This window comes from Actinomadura rubrisoli, from assembly GCF_004349215.1.
Taxonomy (GTDB): Bacteria; Actinomycetota; Actinomycetes; order Streptosporangiales; family Streptosporangiaceae; genus Spirillospora; species Spirillospora rubrisoli.
The window spans coordinates 1-13,585 of sequence record NZ_SMKU01000032.1 but is presented as its reverse complement, the minus strand read 5'-3'; the positions used below and the strand labels follow the sequence as shown (position 1 = coordinate 13,585).

General features: G+C 73.0%; 11 protein-coding genes and 2 pseudogenes. 10 read left to right on the top strand and 3 right to left on the bottom strand.

The window, feature by feature from the left end:
* Positions 1-265: 265 nt before the first annotated feature.
* The 3 genes and pseudogenes from E1298_RS09635 to mptB all read left to right on the top strand — a co-directional run.
* Positions 266-601: an STAS domain-containing protein gene (locus E1298_RS09635; RefSeq protein WP_131891348.1), complete on the top strand. Its 336-nt coding sequence runs from the start codon at positions 266-268 to the stop codon at positions 599-601.
* Between the two features lie 155 nt (positions 602-756).
* Positions 757-1,488 (top strand): glycosyltransferase family 2 protein, encoded by a 732-nt coding sequence (locus E1298_RS09630; protein ID WP_131891345.1) that lies wholly within the window; start codon positions 757-759, stop codon positions 1,486-1,488.
* Positions 1,485-2,432 (top strand): annotated as a pseudogene (mptB, locus tag E1298_RS51535) (polyprenol phosphomannose-dependent alpha 1,6 mannosyltransferase MptB); the annotation flags it as partial. The gene E1298_RS09630 and the pseudogene mptB, both read left to right, overlap by 4 nt.
* A gap of 511 nt (positions 2,433-2,943) precedes the next feature.
* Here the strand turns inward: mptB and E1298_RS50250 are convergent.
* Entirely contained in the window at positions 2,944-5,304 is a 2,361-nt protein-coding gene (locus E1298_RS50250) for a hypothetical protein (RefSeq protein WP_243725482.1), read from the bottom strand.
* Between the two features lie 149 nt (positions 5,305-5,453).
* Here E1298_RS50250 and E1298_RS09620 point away from each other — a divergent pair, with 149 nt between their 5' ends.
* The 6 genes from E1298_RS09620 to E1298_RS09595 all read left to right on the top strand — a co-directional run bounded on the left by E1298_RS09620 (position 5,454) and on the right by E1298_RS09595 (position 11,453).
* Entirely contained in the window at positions 5,454-6,851 is a 1,398-nt protein-coding gene (locus E1298_RS09620) for a glycosyltransferase 87 family protein (RefSeq protein ID WP_131891340.1), read from the top strand.
* Positions 6,851-7,309, top strand: a complete 459-nt coding sequence (locus E1298_RS09615) for a DUF4446 family protein (protein ID WP_131891413.1) — start codon at positions 6,851-6,853, stop codon at positions 7,307-7,309. Before E1298_RS09620 ends, E1298_RS09615 begins: the two co-directional genes overlap by 1 nt.
* Before the next feature lie 92 nt (positions 7,310-7,401).
* Positions 7,402-8,340 (top strand): prephenate dehydratase, encoded by a 939-nt coding sequence (pheA, locus tag E1298_RS09610; protein WP_131891337.1) that lies wholly within the window; start codon positions 7,402-7,404, stop codon positions 8,338-8,340.
* Between the two features lie 22 nt (positions 8,341-8,362).
* Entirely contained in the window at positions 8,363-9,172 is an 810-nt protein-coding gene (locus E1298_RS09605) for a class I SAM-dependent methyltransferase (RefSeq protein WP_131891334.1), read from the top strand.
* A gap of 139 nt (positions 9,173-9,311) precedes the next feature.
* Entirely contained in the window at positions 9,312-10,571 is a 1,260-nt protein-coding gene (gene serS, locus E1298_RS09600; RefSeq protein WP_131891331.1) for a serine--tRNA ligase, read from the top strand.
* 78 nt (positions 10,572-10,649) lie between these two features.
* Complete coding sequence (locus E1298_RS09595) at positions 10,650-11,453, top strand: HAD family hydrolase (RefSeq protein ID WP_131891328.1); 804 nt, start codon at positions 10,650-10,652, stop codon at positions 11,451-11,453.
* Positions 11,454-11,518: 65 nt separating this feature from the next.
* Here E1298_RS09595 and E1298_RS09590 read toward each other — a convergent pair whose 3' ends face one another.
* Both E1298_RS09590 and E1298_RS09585 read right to left on the bottom strand, forming a co-directional pair.
* Entirely contained in the window at positions 11,519-12,061 is a 543-nt protein-coding gene (locus tag E1298_RS09590; protein ID WP_131891325.1) for a bacterial proteasome activator family protein, read from the bottom strand.
* Positions 12,062-12,074: 13 nt separating this feature from the next.
* Positions 12,075-13,031, bottom strand: a complete 957-nt coding sequence (locus E1298_RS09585; protein WP_131891322.1) for an NAD(P)H-quinone oxidoreductase — start codon at positions 13,029-13,031, stop codon at positions 12,075-12,077.
* A 213-nt stretch (positions 13,032-13,244) separates the two neighbouring features.
* Between E1298_RS09585 and E1298_RS09580 the strand changes: the two are divergent.
* Positions 13,245-13,585: pseudogene (locus tag E1298_RS09580) on the top strand (hypothetical protein); the annotation flags it as partial.

Below are 13,585 nucleotides of genomic sequence, written 5' to 3'. Positions count from 1 at the left end.
GCCGCGCACCCGGCGCCGCCCACCTGCCCATGCCGCTGTTGCACCTGCTCAGCCTCCCGTACTCCGCGGCCCGAGGAGAGCCGAACCCGGCAGTTCACCGGGCCGGGCGCGGCCGCCGGACGGAACGGAGGCATGACATTACCGTACGTAGTTCACAAAGCGTAAGGGCAGGCTCCGTGGGCGCCGCGCCCCGGACACGCCCGCGCCACACGGGACTTGGTGAACTGTCTGGCCCGCGGCCCTTGGGCGAGATAGTGTGCCGAACGTGGAGTTGAATGTCTCGACCGCGTCTCAGGGCAGTCACGCCGTCGTCACGGCGACCGGCGAGCTCGACCTGTACACCGCGCCCAGGCTGCAGGCGGCCCTCGCGGGCCTGCTGCGCGACGAGGCCGACCACATCGTGGTCGACCTGAGCGGTGTCGAGTTCTGCGACTCGACCGGCATGAACGTGCTCCTCGCCGCCATGAAGCGGCTCAAGGAGCAGGGCGGCGCCCTTGAGCTCGCCGCGCCGCGCCCGGCCGTGAAGCGGATCCTCCAGGTCACCGGGCTCGACACGGTCTTCACCGTGTCCGACGCCGCGCCCGCTCTGGACGCCGGCTGACCCGTCCGTAACCGACCGGCGGCCCGCGGGGGAGCACCCCCGCGGGCCGTCGCGCTTTGTCCTGGGACGGGCCGCCTCCCGGTGGGCGGCGGCTCCCGGGGGCCGGCAGGGGGACTTTCCGGCGGTTGGTCCCGGCGCGCACTACGATCACGGTTATGCAGGACGTAGCGGTGATCATCCCGGCCAAGGACGAAGCCGACCGCATCGCGGCCACGGTGAAGGCCGCGCAGGAGCTGCCCGGCGCCGACCTGGTCGTGGTGGTCGACGACGGCTCGTCCGACGGCACCGGGCGAGTTGCGGGGCAGGCCGGGGCGCGGGTCGTCCGGCACGGCCGGAACCGGGGCAAGGGCGCGGCGATGGAGAGCGGCGCGGAGGCCGTCCGGCTGCTGGACGAGGGCCGCGACGCCCCGCGCCACCTGCTGTTCCTGGACGCCGACCTCGCCGGCACCGCCCGCGACGCGGCGCCCCTGGTCGAGCCGGTGCTGGCGGGCGACGCCGACATGACGATCGCGGTGTTCTCCACGACCGTGAAGCTCGGCGGGCACGGTTTCGTCGTGCGGCTGTCGCGCGACGGGATCCGGCGCTCCACGGGCTGGGAGGCCACGCAGCCGCTCAACGGGCAGCGCTGCCTGACGCGGGCCGCGTTCGAGGCCGCGCTCCCCCTGGCGGCCGGGTTCGGCGTGGAGACGGCGCTCACCATCGACCTGCTGCGCAAGGGCTTCCGGGTGGCGGAGGTGGAGGTGCCGCTCGCGCACCGCGCCACCGGCACCGACTGGCACGCGCAGGTGCACCGCGCCCGGCAGTTCCGGGACGTGGCCAGGGCGCTCGCCGTCCGCGAGCCCGCTGTGACCGGACGGCTGCCCTGGCTGCGCGGCCGCCGCCGATGACACGTCCCGGGCCGGGCGCGTCCCGCTCGGACCCCGAAAGCCCCCCGGACGAGGAACCCCCCGCCCAGCCAGGCCCGGCTCCGGCGACAGGCGGGCGGCAGGGGACCGCCGGGCGGCAGGGAACCGCAGGGCTATGCGCCATCGGTACCGGCTTGGCGTGCTTCCTCGCCATGGCCCTGCTGGGGCCGTCGGTCTTCGAGCCCGCGCTGGCGGGCGGACGCGGCGAGCCGCCGTACGCGCTGGACGTCCGCCCCTCGCCCTACCTGGTGATCGGGCTCGTCGTGGCGGGTGTGGCGGCGAGCGCGGCAGGGCTCGGGCTGTGCTTCGCCGCGGTGCGCCGCGGCTGGCGGGTCAGGCCGCTGCCGCTGGTGGTCACCGGGCTGCTGGTGGCGGCCGCGTTCACGTTCATGCCGCCGGTCGGGTCCGCCGACCATCTGAACTACGCCTCGTACGGGCGGATGGCGGCGACGGGACACGACCCGTACACGACGCGGGCCGTCGACCTGCCGGGCGACCCGGTGGTCGGCGCGCCCGAGGAATGGCGCTCCACGCCGTCGGTGTACGGGCCGATCGCGACGGGCGGGCAGGCGCTCGCCTCCTGGGTCGGCGGCGGATCGGTGCGGCTGACGGTGTTCGCGCTGTCGGTCCTCAACACGCTCGCGTTCGCGCTCACCGCGCTGATCCTCTACCGGACGGCGCGGAGCGACGAACGGCGCCTGCGGACGGCCCTGCTGTGGACGTGCAACCCGCTGCTGCTGTTCCACCTGATCGCGGGGGCGCACAACGACGTCCTGGCCATCGCGCCGATGGTGGCCGCGCTCGCCGTGTCGACCTCGGCCCTGTCCGCCTCGTCGGTGTGGCGACGGGCGCTCGCCACCGGTGCCCTCGTCGGCGCGGGCACGGCGATCAAGCTGCCCGCCGTCCTGGTGGGCGGCGGGCCCGCATGGGCGCTGCTGCGCGACGCGTGGAAGGGCACGCGGCGAGGGCGGGCGCTCGGGGGACTGGGCGCGCTGCTGCTGGGCGCCGTGGTCGTCGCGGTCGTGTCGTACGCGCTGGCCGGACCGCACGCGCTGGACCGCGTCAGGGAGGCGAGCAACATGGTCTCGCTCGGTACCCCCTGGCATCTGCTGGACGCGGCGATGGGACGCGGCCACCGCGAAGTCATCAAGGCCGGTTCCATGGCGCTCGGCCTGGTGCTGTTCGTCCTGCTGGCGCGCGCGCTGCCGCGAGAGGACGAACAGCGCCGGATCGCGGCCGCACTGGTGCTCGCCTGGCTCCTCGCCGCGCCCTACGAGTTGCCCTGGTACGACGGGTTCGGCTGGGCGCTGCTGGCCCTGCTCCCCTGGACGCGGTTCGACTGGATCCTGCTCGCCCACACCACGGCCCTCAGCCTGGCCTATCTGCCCGCGCGCGCGCCCGACCGCATCGGGATGCCGGACGACCTGTCCTGGCTGATCAAGGACGTTCGGCCGACGGTGATTCCGTGGACCCTTCTCGCTGTTCTGGCCGCGCTGGCCGTCCTGTGCCTGCGTCGTCGATCAGATCGAGCTCCAGCGACCGGACGCCCGCCGCGAGCATCAGCGGGGTCGACAGGCTGAACGCGACCGACAGGATCACCACGCCCGAGTCGTTCACCAGCGTGCCGATGACGCCCACCGCCAGCGCGCAGATCAGCGCCGGGCGCATCGTGATGCTGTGCTCGTAGGCGCGGTGCAGCAGCGAGACCCCCCGCCACCGGTTGGGACGGGCCAGCACCAGGAACAGGAACCCGAGGGCGGCGGCGAGCGGAAGGGTGAACGGCCAGTAGCCGAGGCTGCCGACCATGGCGGTGAACTTGCGCTTGATGACGCCCCACGCCTCGCCGTCCATGAGGTCCTGCCAGAAGCGGCCCAGGTGGGTGGGGTTGGAGCTGCGCGCGTTCAGGTAGGAGATGAACAGCACCAGCGCGAGCCCCGCCAGGCAGAACAGGCCGAGCTTGAGCGGCGACACGCGCTTGCCCGCGACCATCATGGCGAGCATGGCGAACGCGGGGACGATCGCGAGGACGCCGCCGAAGTCGCTGCCCCACGCGGGAAGCCCGTCCACGGCGACGGCGATCACCCCGACGACGGCGACGACCCCGACGGCCGCCGCCCGTCCGCTCCGCGGAAACGCCCACCGCGAGGCGGACGCGTCCGGCGCCCGGTCGCCGTCTCGGTCGCGGTCGGCGCGCAGCGGGAACTCGGCCAGCCACGCCGCCGTCAGGATCGCGGCGACGGCGAACAGCGCGAACGCCTGGTTGCCGAAGCCGTAGAAGCGTCCGGCGACGAGCGCGGTGAAGCCCATGAGCGTGTTGAGCTGGAGGGTCGAGCCGGTCATCACGTCCAGCGCGAGGACGAGCGCGGTCACCCCGGTGATCACCAGTCCGGGGGCGAACGAGGACCGGCGCCACGGCCCGGCGAGCGCGAGGCCCGTCAGCAGGCCGCTGAAGCCGAGCACCGCGCAGATCAGCATGAGGGTCGGGCGGGGGGCCTGCCACCAGGGGAGCAGCCCGGCGAGGAAGGACGCGCCCGGCGCCGCCCCGCCGAGCAGCGCGATCACCCGCGTGCCGCCGAGGATCCGCGCCCGCCTGCGGGGCTCGCCGCCGAGCCGCCGCAGCGCGAGCGCCGCGATCCCGTACAGGATGAGCTGGACGGCGAACAGGATCCAGTAGAACTGCGCCTGGACGTTGCGAATCGCCTGGCTGGCCACGTCCTCGTCCACCAGCGCGTCGATCCGGGCCCGGGTCGACGCCTTCGACCGGTCGGACCGCCAGGCCGATCCGACTGCCTGCTTGGGCTGGGGCAGGCCGAGGACCTTCAGCGTCGTCGCGGTGAGGTCGGTCAGGGTGACCAGCCCGTCCTGCCGGGTGGCGGCGGAGGACAGAAAGCCGGGGCCCGCCCCGACCGCTCCCCCGCCCGCCGTCTTGGCGAGGGCGACGCGCAGATGCGGGCGGACGCCGGTGTCGGAGAGCCCCGCGACCAGGACGGCCGTCCCGGACGGGATCCCGGACAGCACCTGCGCGACCCGGCGGTCCGCGGCGGCCGCGGCGGCGGCGCGCTTGCGGTCCTCGACCGGGACCTGGTCGCCGTGCGGGTCCACCCCGGCGGCGAGGTAGGCGCGGAACATGTCGTCGATGTCGACGGCGGCGACCGCGCAGCGCGTCCAGTCGGCGGTGGTCGCCTTGTCGGGGGCCGCGACGTAGCGGTCGACGCGGCCTGTCCCGTCGCCAAGACCGAACACCGCGCCGGGCCCGACCGCCGTCGTGCAGCCGCCCGCCGAGTGGACGGCGTCGCCGAGCAGCCCGACCTGGGCGTGGTAGGACGTGCCCGCGTTGTCGCCCTTGATCGCCGGCCAGCCCGCGGCGATGGCGCCGCCCTCGGGAGGCATGCCGGTGGGGGAGGACTCGCCGGGCAGGACGGGCGCGGACGGGAGCGCGCAGTCGCCGTGCGCGAGCCGCGCGCGCTGGCCCGCCGACAGCGTCAGCCAGCCATCGGTCGGGCAGGTGTAGTTCCGCGTCGCGCGGACACTGAGGCCCCCGCCCGAGCCCTGCGCCATCAGCCCCCACAGCGCGGGCGTGCGCCTCTTGTCGACGTCCCTCCACAGCAGCCCGGGAATGCCGATGATCACGGCCCGCCCCGTGATCGTGGGCGGGAGGGACCGGGTGCGGGCGGCGGCGGGTCCCTCGACGGGCCTCTCGGCGGCCTCGGCGCTAACCGGGGACGGGATCCCGAGGCCCGCCACAGCGGCCACGACGGCGGCGAGGAACATGGTGATCTTGCGCCCCCGCTGCGTCATGGCGTTCAGGTTACAAGAGCCTCACCCTCCGCGCGGGCCGTCGCGAAGGGTCCGGAAGCGCGGTCCGGACGGGGTTCCGCGGTGCGTATCCTGCATGCTCGGGACGGCCTAGAGCGGCCTATGGGTCCCGCTTAGGCCAGGATGAGGGCATGCGTGGAGTCAGTGGGGGGCGCGGAGGGGACGAACCCACCCGGTCCGGGCGGCGATGGGGTTCCCCGGCGGACCTGCTGATCCTGGTCGCCGGGATCGCCGTCGTGGTGGTGGCCGCGAGGCCGACCGTCACGCACTGGCTGGGCAGCCCGCCCGACCAGAGGCTGGTCGACCTGGAGGTCTACCGGGAGGGCGGCCGGGCGATCCTGCGCGGCGCGCCCCTGTACGACGTCCTCACGCAGCCGCCGCAACTCCTGCCGTTCACCTACCCGCCGTTCGCCGCCGTGCTGGCCCTCCCGTTCACCCTCCTCCCCTGGCGCGCGGCGCAGTGGGTGTGGACGGTGCTGCTGTACGGGGCGCTGGCGATCTGCGTCTGCTACGCCTTCCGCGACCTCATCCGCCGCACCGGCCGCTGGGCGCCGTTCACCGCCGGGGCGCTGACCGCCGCGATGGCCTTGCTCACCCCCGTCCGCGACCAGGTCCGCTTCGGGCAGGTCGGGCTGTTCCTGCTGGCGCTTTGCCTCGCCGACTGCTGCACGCGCTCGGCGCGCTGGCCGCGCGGGATGCTCGTCGGCCTCGCGCTCGCGATCAAGCTGGTGCCCGGCGTCTTCCTCATCTACTTCCTGATCACCGGACGGCGGGACGCGGCGGCCAACGCGCTGCTGACGGCCGCCGCCGCGACGCTCGGCGCGTTCGCGCTGCTGCCGTCCGACTCGTCCGACTACTGGTTCGGCGCGCTGCTCCAGGGCGGCGACCGCACCGGCGCGGTGGACGGCACCACCAACCAGGCGATCAACGGGATCGTCGCGCGGGTCGTGTCCGAGGGCCCGGTGCGGTCGCTGGTGTGGCTCGGCCTCGTGCTGGTGATGGCGTACTACGGGTTCATGCTGGCCCGTCGGGCGACGTACTCGGCAGATCTTTTGGCCGGGGGAGGGCGGTCGTTCGTGACGGGGCGCGTCGGCGGCACCGACCACTACGCCGCCGCCGACCGGCTGGCCGGCGCGGACGCCTACAGCCTGCTGATGGCGGGGGTCGCGATCGCCGGGCTGCTGTCGGTTCTGCTGTCCCCCGTGGGCTGGATCCACCATCTCGTATGGATGATCCCGGTGATCGGCGCCTTGGCCGGAGATGGCCGGGACACGCGAAGATGTCTGGTGGCCGTCGTCGTCTGGGTCTCCTTCCTGTACCCGGTCCCCTGGTGGGGGACGAAGCTGATCGGCCCGGATCACACGCGTACAGAGGCTTTCGCGGGTCGCGTCGTCCAGGATCTGTTCGGCGGGGCGGCCACGGCGATGGTCTTCGTCCTCGGGATTTGGCTGGTGAACCGACTTTTCCGCGACACCCCACACGAGGATCCTTCGCAACGGGAGGTCGAGGTCGGTACGCTCGCCCCGTGATGCTTGTCGCGGTGGCCGTCGCCGGCCTGGTCGCCGGGGTGGCCGGACTGTCCATCGCGGTGGTGGCCCATAACCGGGTGAACCAGGTCGTCGACGAGTGTGCAGATATGCTGAGGCGCCAGCTCCAGGTAGCGAGCGGCACGGTCGACGAACGCGCCCTGCGCGACCTCGCCATCGTGCACTACGACGCGCTCAAGGAGATGTCCGGGCACCGGTCGTTCTCGCTTGCGCTGATCAACGCCGTGGGCGACGGCGTGGTGATCAGCTCGATCAACGGGCGCACCGAGACCCGGACCTACGCCAAGGCCGTCCAGGAGGGGCACCCCGTCGAGATGCTGTCCCCCGAGGAGAACCAGGCCCTGCGTGCGGCCCGCCTCGGTAAGGGTCCGGTCGTCTCGATGGACGATCCGCTGCCCGACTTCGGCAACGGCGACCGCACGTCCACGGCCCGCGCCTGACGGCCGACGCCTACGGCTCACGGCTGAATGATCGTGCCGGGCAGTAGACTCGGCACGACTCAGCCACGGCAGGACGAGCCTCGGGGGATCTCGTGACCGCAGACAGCAGGCCCAAGCGCTACGCCTATCTGGGGCCGCGCGGCACGTTCACCGAGGCGGCGCTCCTGCGGGTCCCGGACGCCGCCGGAGCCGAGCACATCCCCTACGCGACCGTGCCCGCCGTCCTGGACGCCCTGCGCCGCGAGGAGGTCGACTCCGCCGTCGTGGCGCTGGAGAACTCCGTCGAGGGCTCGGTCCCGACCACGCTGGACGAGCTGGCCACCGGCGAGCCCCTCCAGATCGTCGGCGAGGTGCACCTGCCGGTCTCGTTCGCGCTCCTCGCCCGGCCGGGCACGAAGCTGGCCGACATCAAGACCGTCGCCTCGCACCCGATCGCGCAGCCGCAGTGCCGCCGCTGGCTCGCCGACAGCGTCCCGGACGCCGAGTGGCGCGCCGCGACGTCCAACGCCGAGGCCGCCCAGCACGTCGCCGACGGCCACTACGACGCCGCCCTCGCCGGGTCCTTCGCCGCGGCCCGCTACGGCCTGTCCGTCCTGGCCGAGGACATCCACGACGTCGCCGACGCCGTCACCCGCTTCATCACCCTCCGCCGCCCGTGCCCGCCGCCCGCGCCCACGGGCATGGACCGGACGACCGTCGTCGCGTTCATCGGCGAGGACCACCCGGGCGCCCTGCTGGAGATCCTCAACGAGTTCTCCGTCCGGGGGATCAACCTGACGCTGATCCAGTCCCGTCCCACCGGCGCCGGCCTCGGCTCCTACCTGTTCTGGATGGACTTCGAGGGCCATGTCGCCGACGCCCGCGTCGGCGAGGCGCTGATGGGCCTGCGCCGCGTCTGCTCCGACGTCCGCTTCGTCGGCTCCTACGCCCGCGCCGACCAGGTCCGTCCCGAGATCCGCCGCGGGACGCACGACAACGACTTCACCGAGGCCGCCGCCTGGCTCCAGTCGGTCCGCGGCGGCGACCACTGACGCCGCGGGCTACGCTGCGGGAGTGCCACAAGACTTTGATCTTTATGAGCGGGAGCTGTGGGCCGGGCGGGCCCCCTCGTACGAGCGGGGGTTCGCCCGGCTGACCCAGTACATGGTCGGGCCCCTGCTGGACGCCGCCGGGGTGGGCGGCGGGACGCGCCTGCTGGACGTCGGGACGGGGCCGGGCATCGTGTCGGCCGCCGCGATCCGGCGCGGGGCCGAGGTGTCGGCGCTCGACGCCGATCCGGAGATGGCCGAGACGGCGCGCAAGAACGTCCCGGGACTGGACGTGCGGGTCGCGGTGCTGCCGGACGTGCCGTTCGAGGACGCGGCGTTCGGGGCGGTCGCGGGCAACTTCGTGATCAACCATGTGGGGGCGCCCGACCTGGCCCTCGCCGCGCTGCGCCGGGTGCTGCGGCCCGCCGGCTGGCTGGCGTTGAGCTGCTGGGCCATGCCGGCGGCCGCCGGCGTCCTCACGGCGGTGCGGGAGGCGATCGACGAGGCCGGGGTGCCGGTGCCGGACGACATCCCCGAGTCTCCGTTCATGGAGTACGGGGAGCCCGCGGCGTTCCGGCGGCTGGTGATGGAGGCGGGCTTCACCGACGTGTCCGTCGAGGAGATGACCTGGGAGCACGTCGTCGACCCCGAGTACTGGTGGGAGACCGGCGCGCTGTCCAAGGTCGGCACGAACGGCGTCATCATCGGACGCCAGGACGCGGCGACCGTCGCCCGCATCAAGGTGGCCTACGACGGGGTCATCACCAGGTACGCGACGCCGGACGGGAAGATCGCCCTCCCCGCGCACGCCCTGCTGGCGAGCGCCGCACGGTGATCCGGAAAGCCGCACGGTGATCTGGAAGGCCGCACGGTGATCCGGAAGGCCGCGCGGTGACCTGGAAGGCCGCGCGGCCACAGGGGGAACGGCGTTACTCGCGCGCGCCGGAGGGGGTCTGCCCGGTAGCCTCAGGTCTGTGATTGACCTGCGAGCTCTTCGAGAGGATCCCGAGCGGCTGCGCGCCTCGCAGCGCGCCCGCGGTGAGGATGACGCCGTCGTCGACCGGCTGCTCGACCTGGACGGGAGGCGCCGCTCGGCGCTGACCTCGTTCGAGCGGCTGCGAGCCGAGCAGAAGAGTTTCGGCAAGTCGGTGTCCCGGGCGCAGGGCGACGAGCGGCAGGCGCTGCTGACCCGCGCCAAGGAGCTGGCGCAGCAGGTCAAAGACGCCGAGGCCGAGGCCGACCGGCTCGGCGAGGAGCTCGACGCCCTGCTCAGGATCGTGCCCAACCTCATCGAGGAGGGCGCCCCGCCCGGCGGCGAGCAGGACTTCGTCGTCCTGGAGAACGTCGGGGAGCCCGCGGCGTTCGACTTCGAGCCCAAGGACCACCTGGAGCTCGGTGAGAGCCTCGGCGCCATCGACATGGAGCGCGGCGCGAAGGTGTCGGGCGCGCGCTTCTACTACCTGACCGGCGTCGGGGCGCGGCTCCAGTACGCGCTGCTGAACCTCGCCATGGAGCAGGCCGTCGCGTCGGGCTTCGTCCCGATGTACCCGCCGGTGCTGGTCAAGCCCGAGGCGATGGAGGGCACCGGGTTCCTCGGCGCGCACGCCGCCGAGGTGTACCAGCTGCGCAACGAGGACCTGTACCTGGTCGGCACCTCCGAGGTGCCGCTCGCCGCGTACCACATGAACGAGATCATCGACGAGCTGCCCCGGCGGTACGTGGCCTGGTCGTCCTGCTTCCGCCGCGAGGCCGGCTCGTACGGCAAGGACACGCGCGGCATCATCCGCGTCCACCAGTTCGACAAGGTGGAGATGTTCTCCTACTGCGACCCGGCCGACGCCCACGCCGAGCACCTGCGGCTGCTGGAGTGGGAGAAGGAGATGCTCGCCAAGGTCGAGATCCCGTACCGGGTGATCGACGTGGCGGCGGGCGACCTCGGAACCAGCGCGGCGCGCAAGTACGACTGCGAGGCGTGGGTGCCGACCCAGAACACCTACCGTGAGGTCACCTCCACGTCCAACTGCACCGAGTTCCAGGCGCGGCGCCTGGCGGTGCGGCACCGTGACGCCGACGGCAAGAACCAGCCGGTCGCGACGCTGAACGGGACGCTCGCCACCACGCGCTGGATGGTCGCGATCCTGGAGAACCACCAGCGGGCCGACGGTTCGGTGCGGGTGCCCGAGGCACTGCAGAAGTTCCTGGGGCTGGAAGTGCTGGAGCCGGTCAAGCGCTGAGCGCGGCCGGTGGGGGCCGTATGGACGGCCGTGGTGAGACGTCGCCTAAGGTATGTCCCATATGCCCTGGAAGGTGACATGACCGAGTCCTCGCCGCGCGTGATCGCCACCGACCTCGACGGCACGATCGTGCGCTCCGATGGGACGATCTCCGCCCGCACGGTCGGCGCCCTGGCCCGCGTCGAGCGGGCCGGGGCGATGCTCGTCATGGTCACCGGCCGGCCGCCGCGCTGGATGACCGAGATCGCCGCCGCCGTCGAGCACCACGGCGTCGCCATCTGCGCCAACGGAGCCGTCGTCTACGACCTGCACACCGAGACCGTCCTGCGGGCCCAGGAGATCGCGCCCGAGGTGATCGCGGAGGCGGTCGAGCGGCTCCGCGCCATCGCGCCCGAGCTGCGCTTCGCCGTCGAGTACCCGCACGGCTTCGTCTTCGAGGCCCGCTACGACCTCGGCCGCTGGGACGCCGAGGCCCTCGGCGGTCGTCCCGTGGACGGCGAGGAGCTCGTCAGCCGCGGCGGCACCAAGCTGCTCGCGTTCCATCCCAGCGCCGCTCCCGATCCGCTCGCCGAGAAGGCCGAGAAGGCCGTCGGCGACCTCGTCACCGTGACCCACTCGTCCGGGCGCGGCCTGCTGGAGATGAGCGCGCAGGGCGTCACCAAGGCCAGCGCCCTGGCGGCGCTGTGCGCCGAGCACCGCATCCTGGCGTCCGACGTCGTCGCCTTCGGGGACATGCCCAACGACCTGCCGATGCTCACCTGGGCCGGAACGTCCTACGGCGTCGCCAACGCCCACCCACTCGTGCTGGCGGCCGTGACCCACACCACGTCCCGCAACGACGACGACGGCGTGGCCGAGGTCCTCGAACGCCTCTTCCCGTAGACGCCGAACGGCCGCACCCCGATCGTCCGGGGTACGGCCGCCCTCGTACGAGCAGGGTTCAGGGATTACAGGTAGGGACCGGACGACTGGCGTGGGCCGGGCTGCTCGTCGTCCGCGCCGGGCGGGACCATGCCCGCGGGCAGTGCGCGGCGCATCTGCTCAAGCTGCGCGCGCGCCGCCATCTGCTGGGCGAACAGCGTCGTCTGTATGCCGTGGAAAAGGCCCTCCAGCCAGCCGACCAGCTGGGCCTGGGCGATCCGCAGCTCCGCCTCGCTCGGGACGGTGCCCTCGGTGAACGGCAGCGACAGCCGCTCCAGCTCCTCGACGAGCTCGGGGGCCAGGCCGTCCTCCAGCTCCTTGATGGACGACTTGTGGATCTCCCGCAGCCGCGCCCGGCTCGCCTCGTCCAGCGGGGCGGCCTTCACCTCTTCCAGGAGCTGCCGGATCATCCCGCCGATCCGCATCACCTTCGCGGGCTGCTCGACCATCTCGGTCACCGACTTCTCACCCTTGTCGGTGTCACCGCCGCCTTCGAGGGCGATGCCGTTCGGGCCGACCACGAGAACCTGCGGTTCCTGTTCAGACTGGTTCTTCGAAGCCTCGTTCATAGTTCCCTCATCCTCACACGGTCAACAGAATCTTGCCGACATGACCGCTTTTTTCGAGCAGCTCGTGCGCGCGCGCCGCCTCGGCCATGGGGATCCTCTGGTCGATGACCGGCTTGACGTCCCCCGACTCCAGCAGCGGCCACACGTGCTCGCGCGTCGCGGCCACGATCCGCGCCTTCTCGTCCAACGGACGGGCCCGGAGCCCGGTTGCGTGCACCGACGCCCGCTTCGCCAGCAGCCCGCCGAGGTCCAGCTCCGCCTTGGCGCCGCCCTGCAACCCGATCACCACCAGCCGCCCGCCGGTGGCGAGGGCCTCCACGTTGCGGGCCAGGTACTTGGCGCCCATCACGTCCAGGATCACGTCGTACGGGCCGTGCTCGACGAAGTCCTCCTCGCGGTAGTTCACCGCCCGCTCCGCGCCCAGCTCCACGCAGCGGGCCGCCTTCTCCGGGCTCCCCACCGTGCACACCACACGCGCGCCGCGCGCCCGCGCGACCTGGATCGCCATCGTGCCGATGCCGCTCCCGCCGCCGTGCGCCAGGAGCGTCTCCCCGGCGTCCAGCCCGGCGAGCATGAAAACGTTCGACCACACCGTGCACGCGACCTCCGGCAGCCCTGCGGCCTCGACCACGTCCACGCCGCGCGGCACCGGGAGCACCTGCGACGCGGGCGCGGCGACCCGTTCGGCATAGCCTCCCCCAGCGAGCAGCGCGCACACCTCGTCCCCGACCCGCAGGCCGGTCACGTCCCCGCCGACCTCGGCGATGCGCCCGGACACCTCCAGGCCCGGGTACGGGGGAGCGCCGTCCGGCGGCGGGTAGAACCCCCTCCGCTGCATGACGTCCGCGCGGTTCACCGCGCTCGCCGCCACCTCGATCAGCACCTCGTCCGGCCGCGGAGCCGGGTCGGGCACCTCGGTCCACTCCAGGACCTCGGCGTCCCCGGGCTCGCGAATAACGATCGCACGCATACCGATCACGCTACCGGCCCCGGGCACCCGCACCCGCACTCTGAGCGGGACCGGTACGGGACCCGCGCGGGAGCGGGCATCCTGAGGATGGTGGCTCTACGTAGAAAGTGCCTCTACGAAATGATGCGTGGTATTAGCACACAGGTATCCTGCCGTGGGGCCATTGCCTACTTGCTCCGTGAATGATCATCTGAGGTGCCGAGGGGAGAAACGGTGGCAAGGAACGAGCACGACGGGCGTTCCCTGGAGGAGCGGCTGGCCTCTCTGGACGCGATGAGCGACGACCCGGCGGTACCGCCCGCCGCCGTCCCGCCCAGCGCGCCCAAGGCGGAGCCCTCACCGTCCGCCGGGCAGGCCCCCGAACAGCCCGGCGAGCAGCAGGCCGCCCAGCCTCCCGCGCCGGAGGACAACCCGTGGCTGTCCGCGCCGCCCGCGTTCCAGGGCCCGCCGGAGAACTTCGGCCCCGAGGGGTTCGGCCCGCCGCAGCCCGTCCAGGGGCCGCCGCATGACCAGGGCCCGCCGCCGCTGGACGGACCGTCCCACCAAGGCCCCAT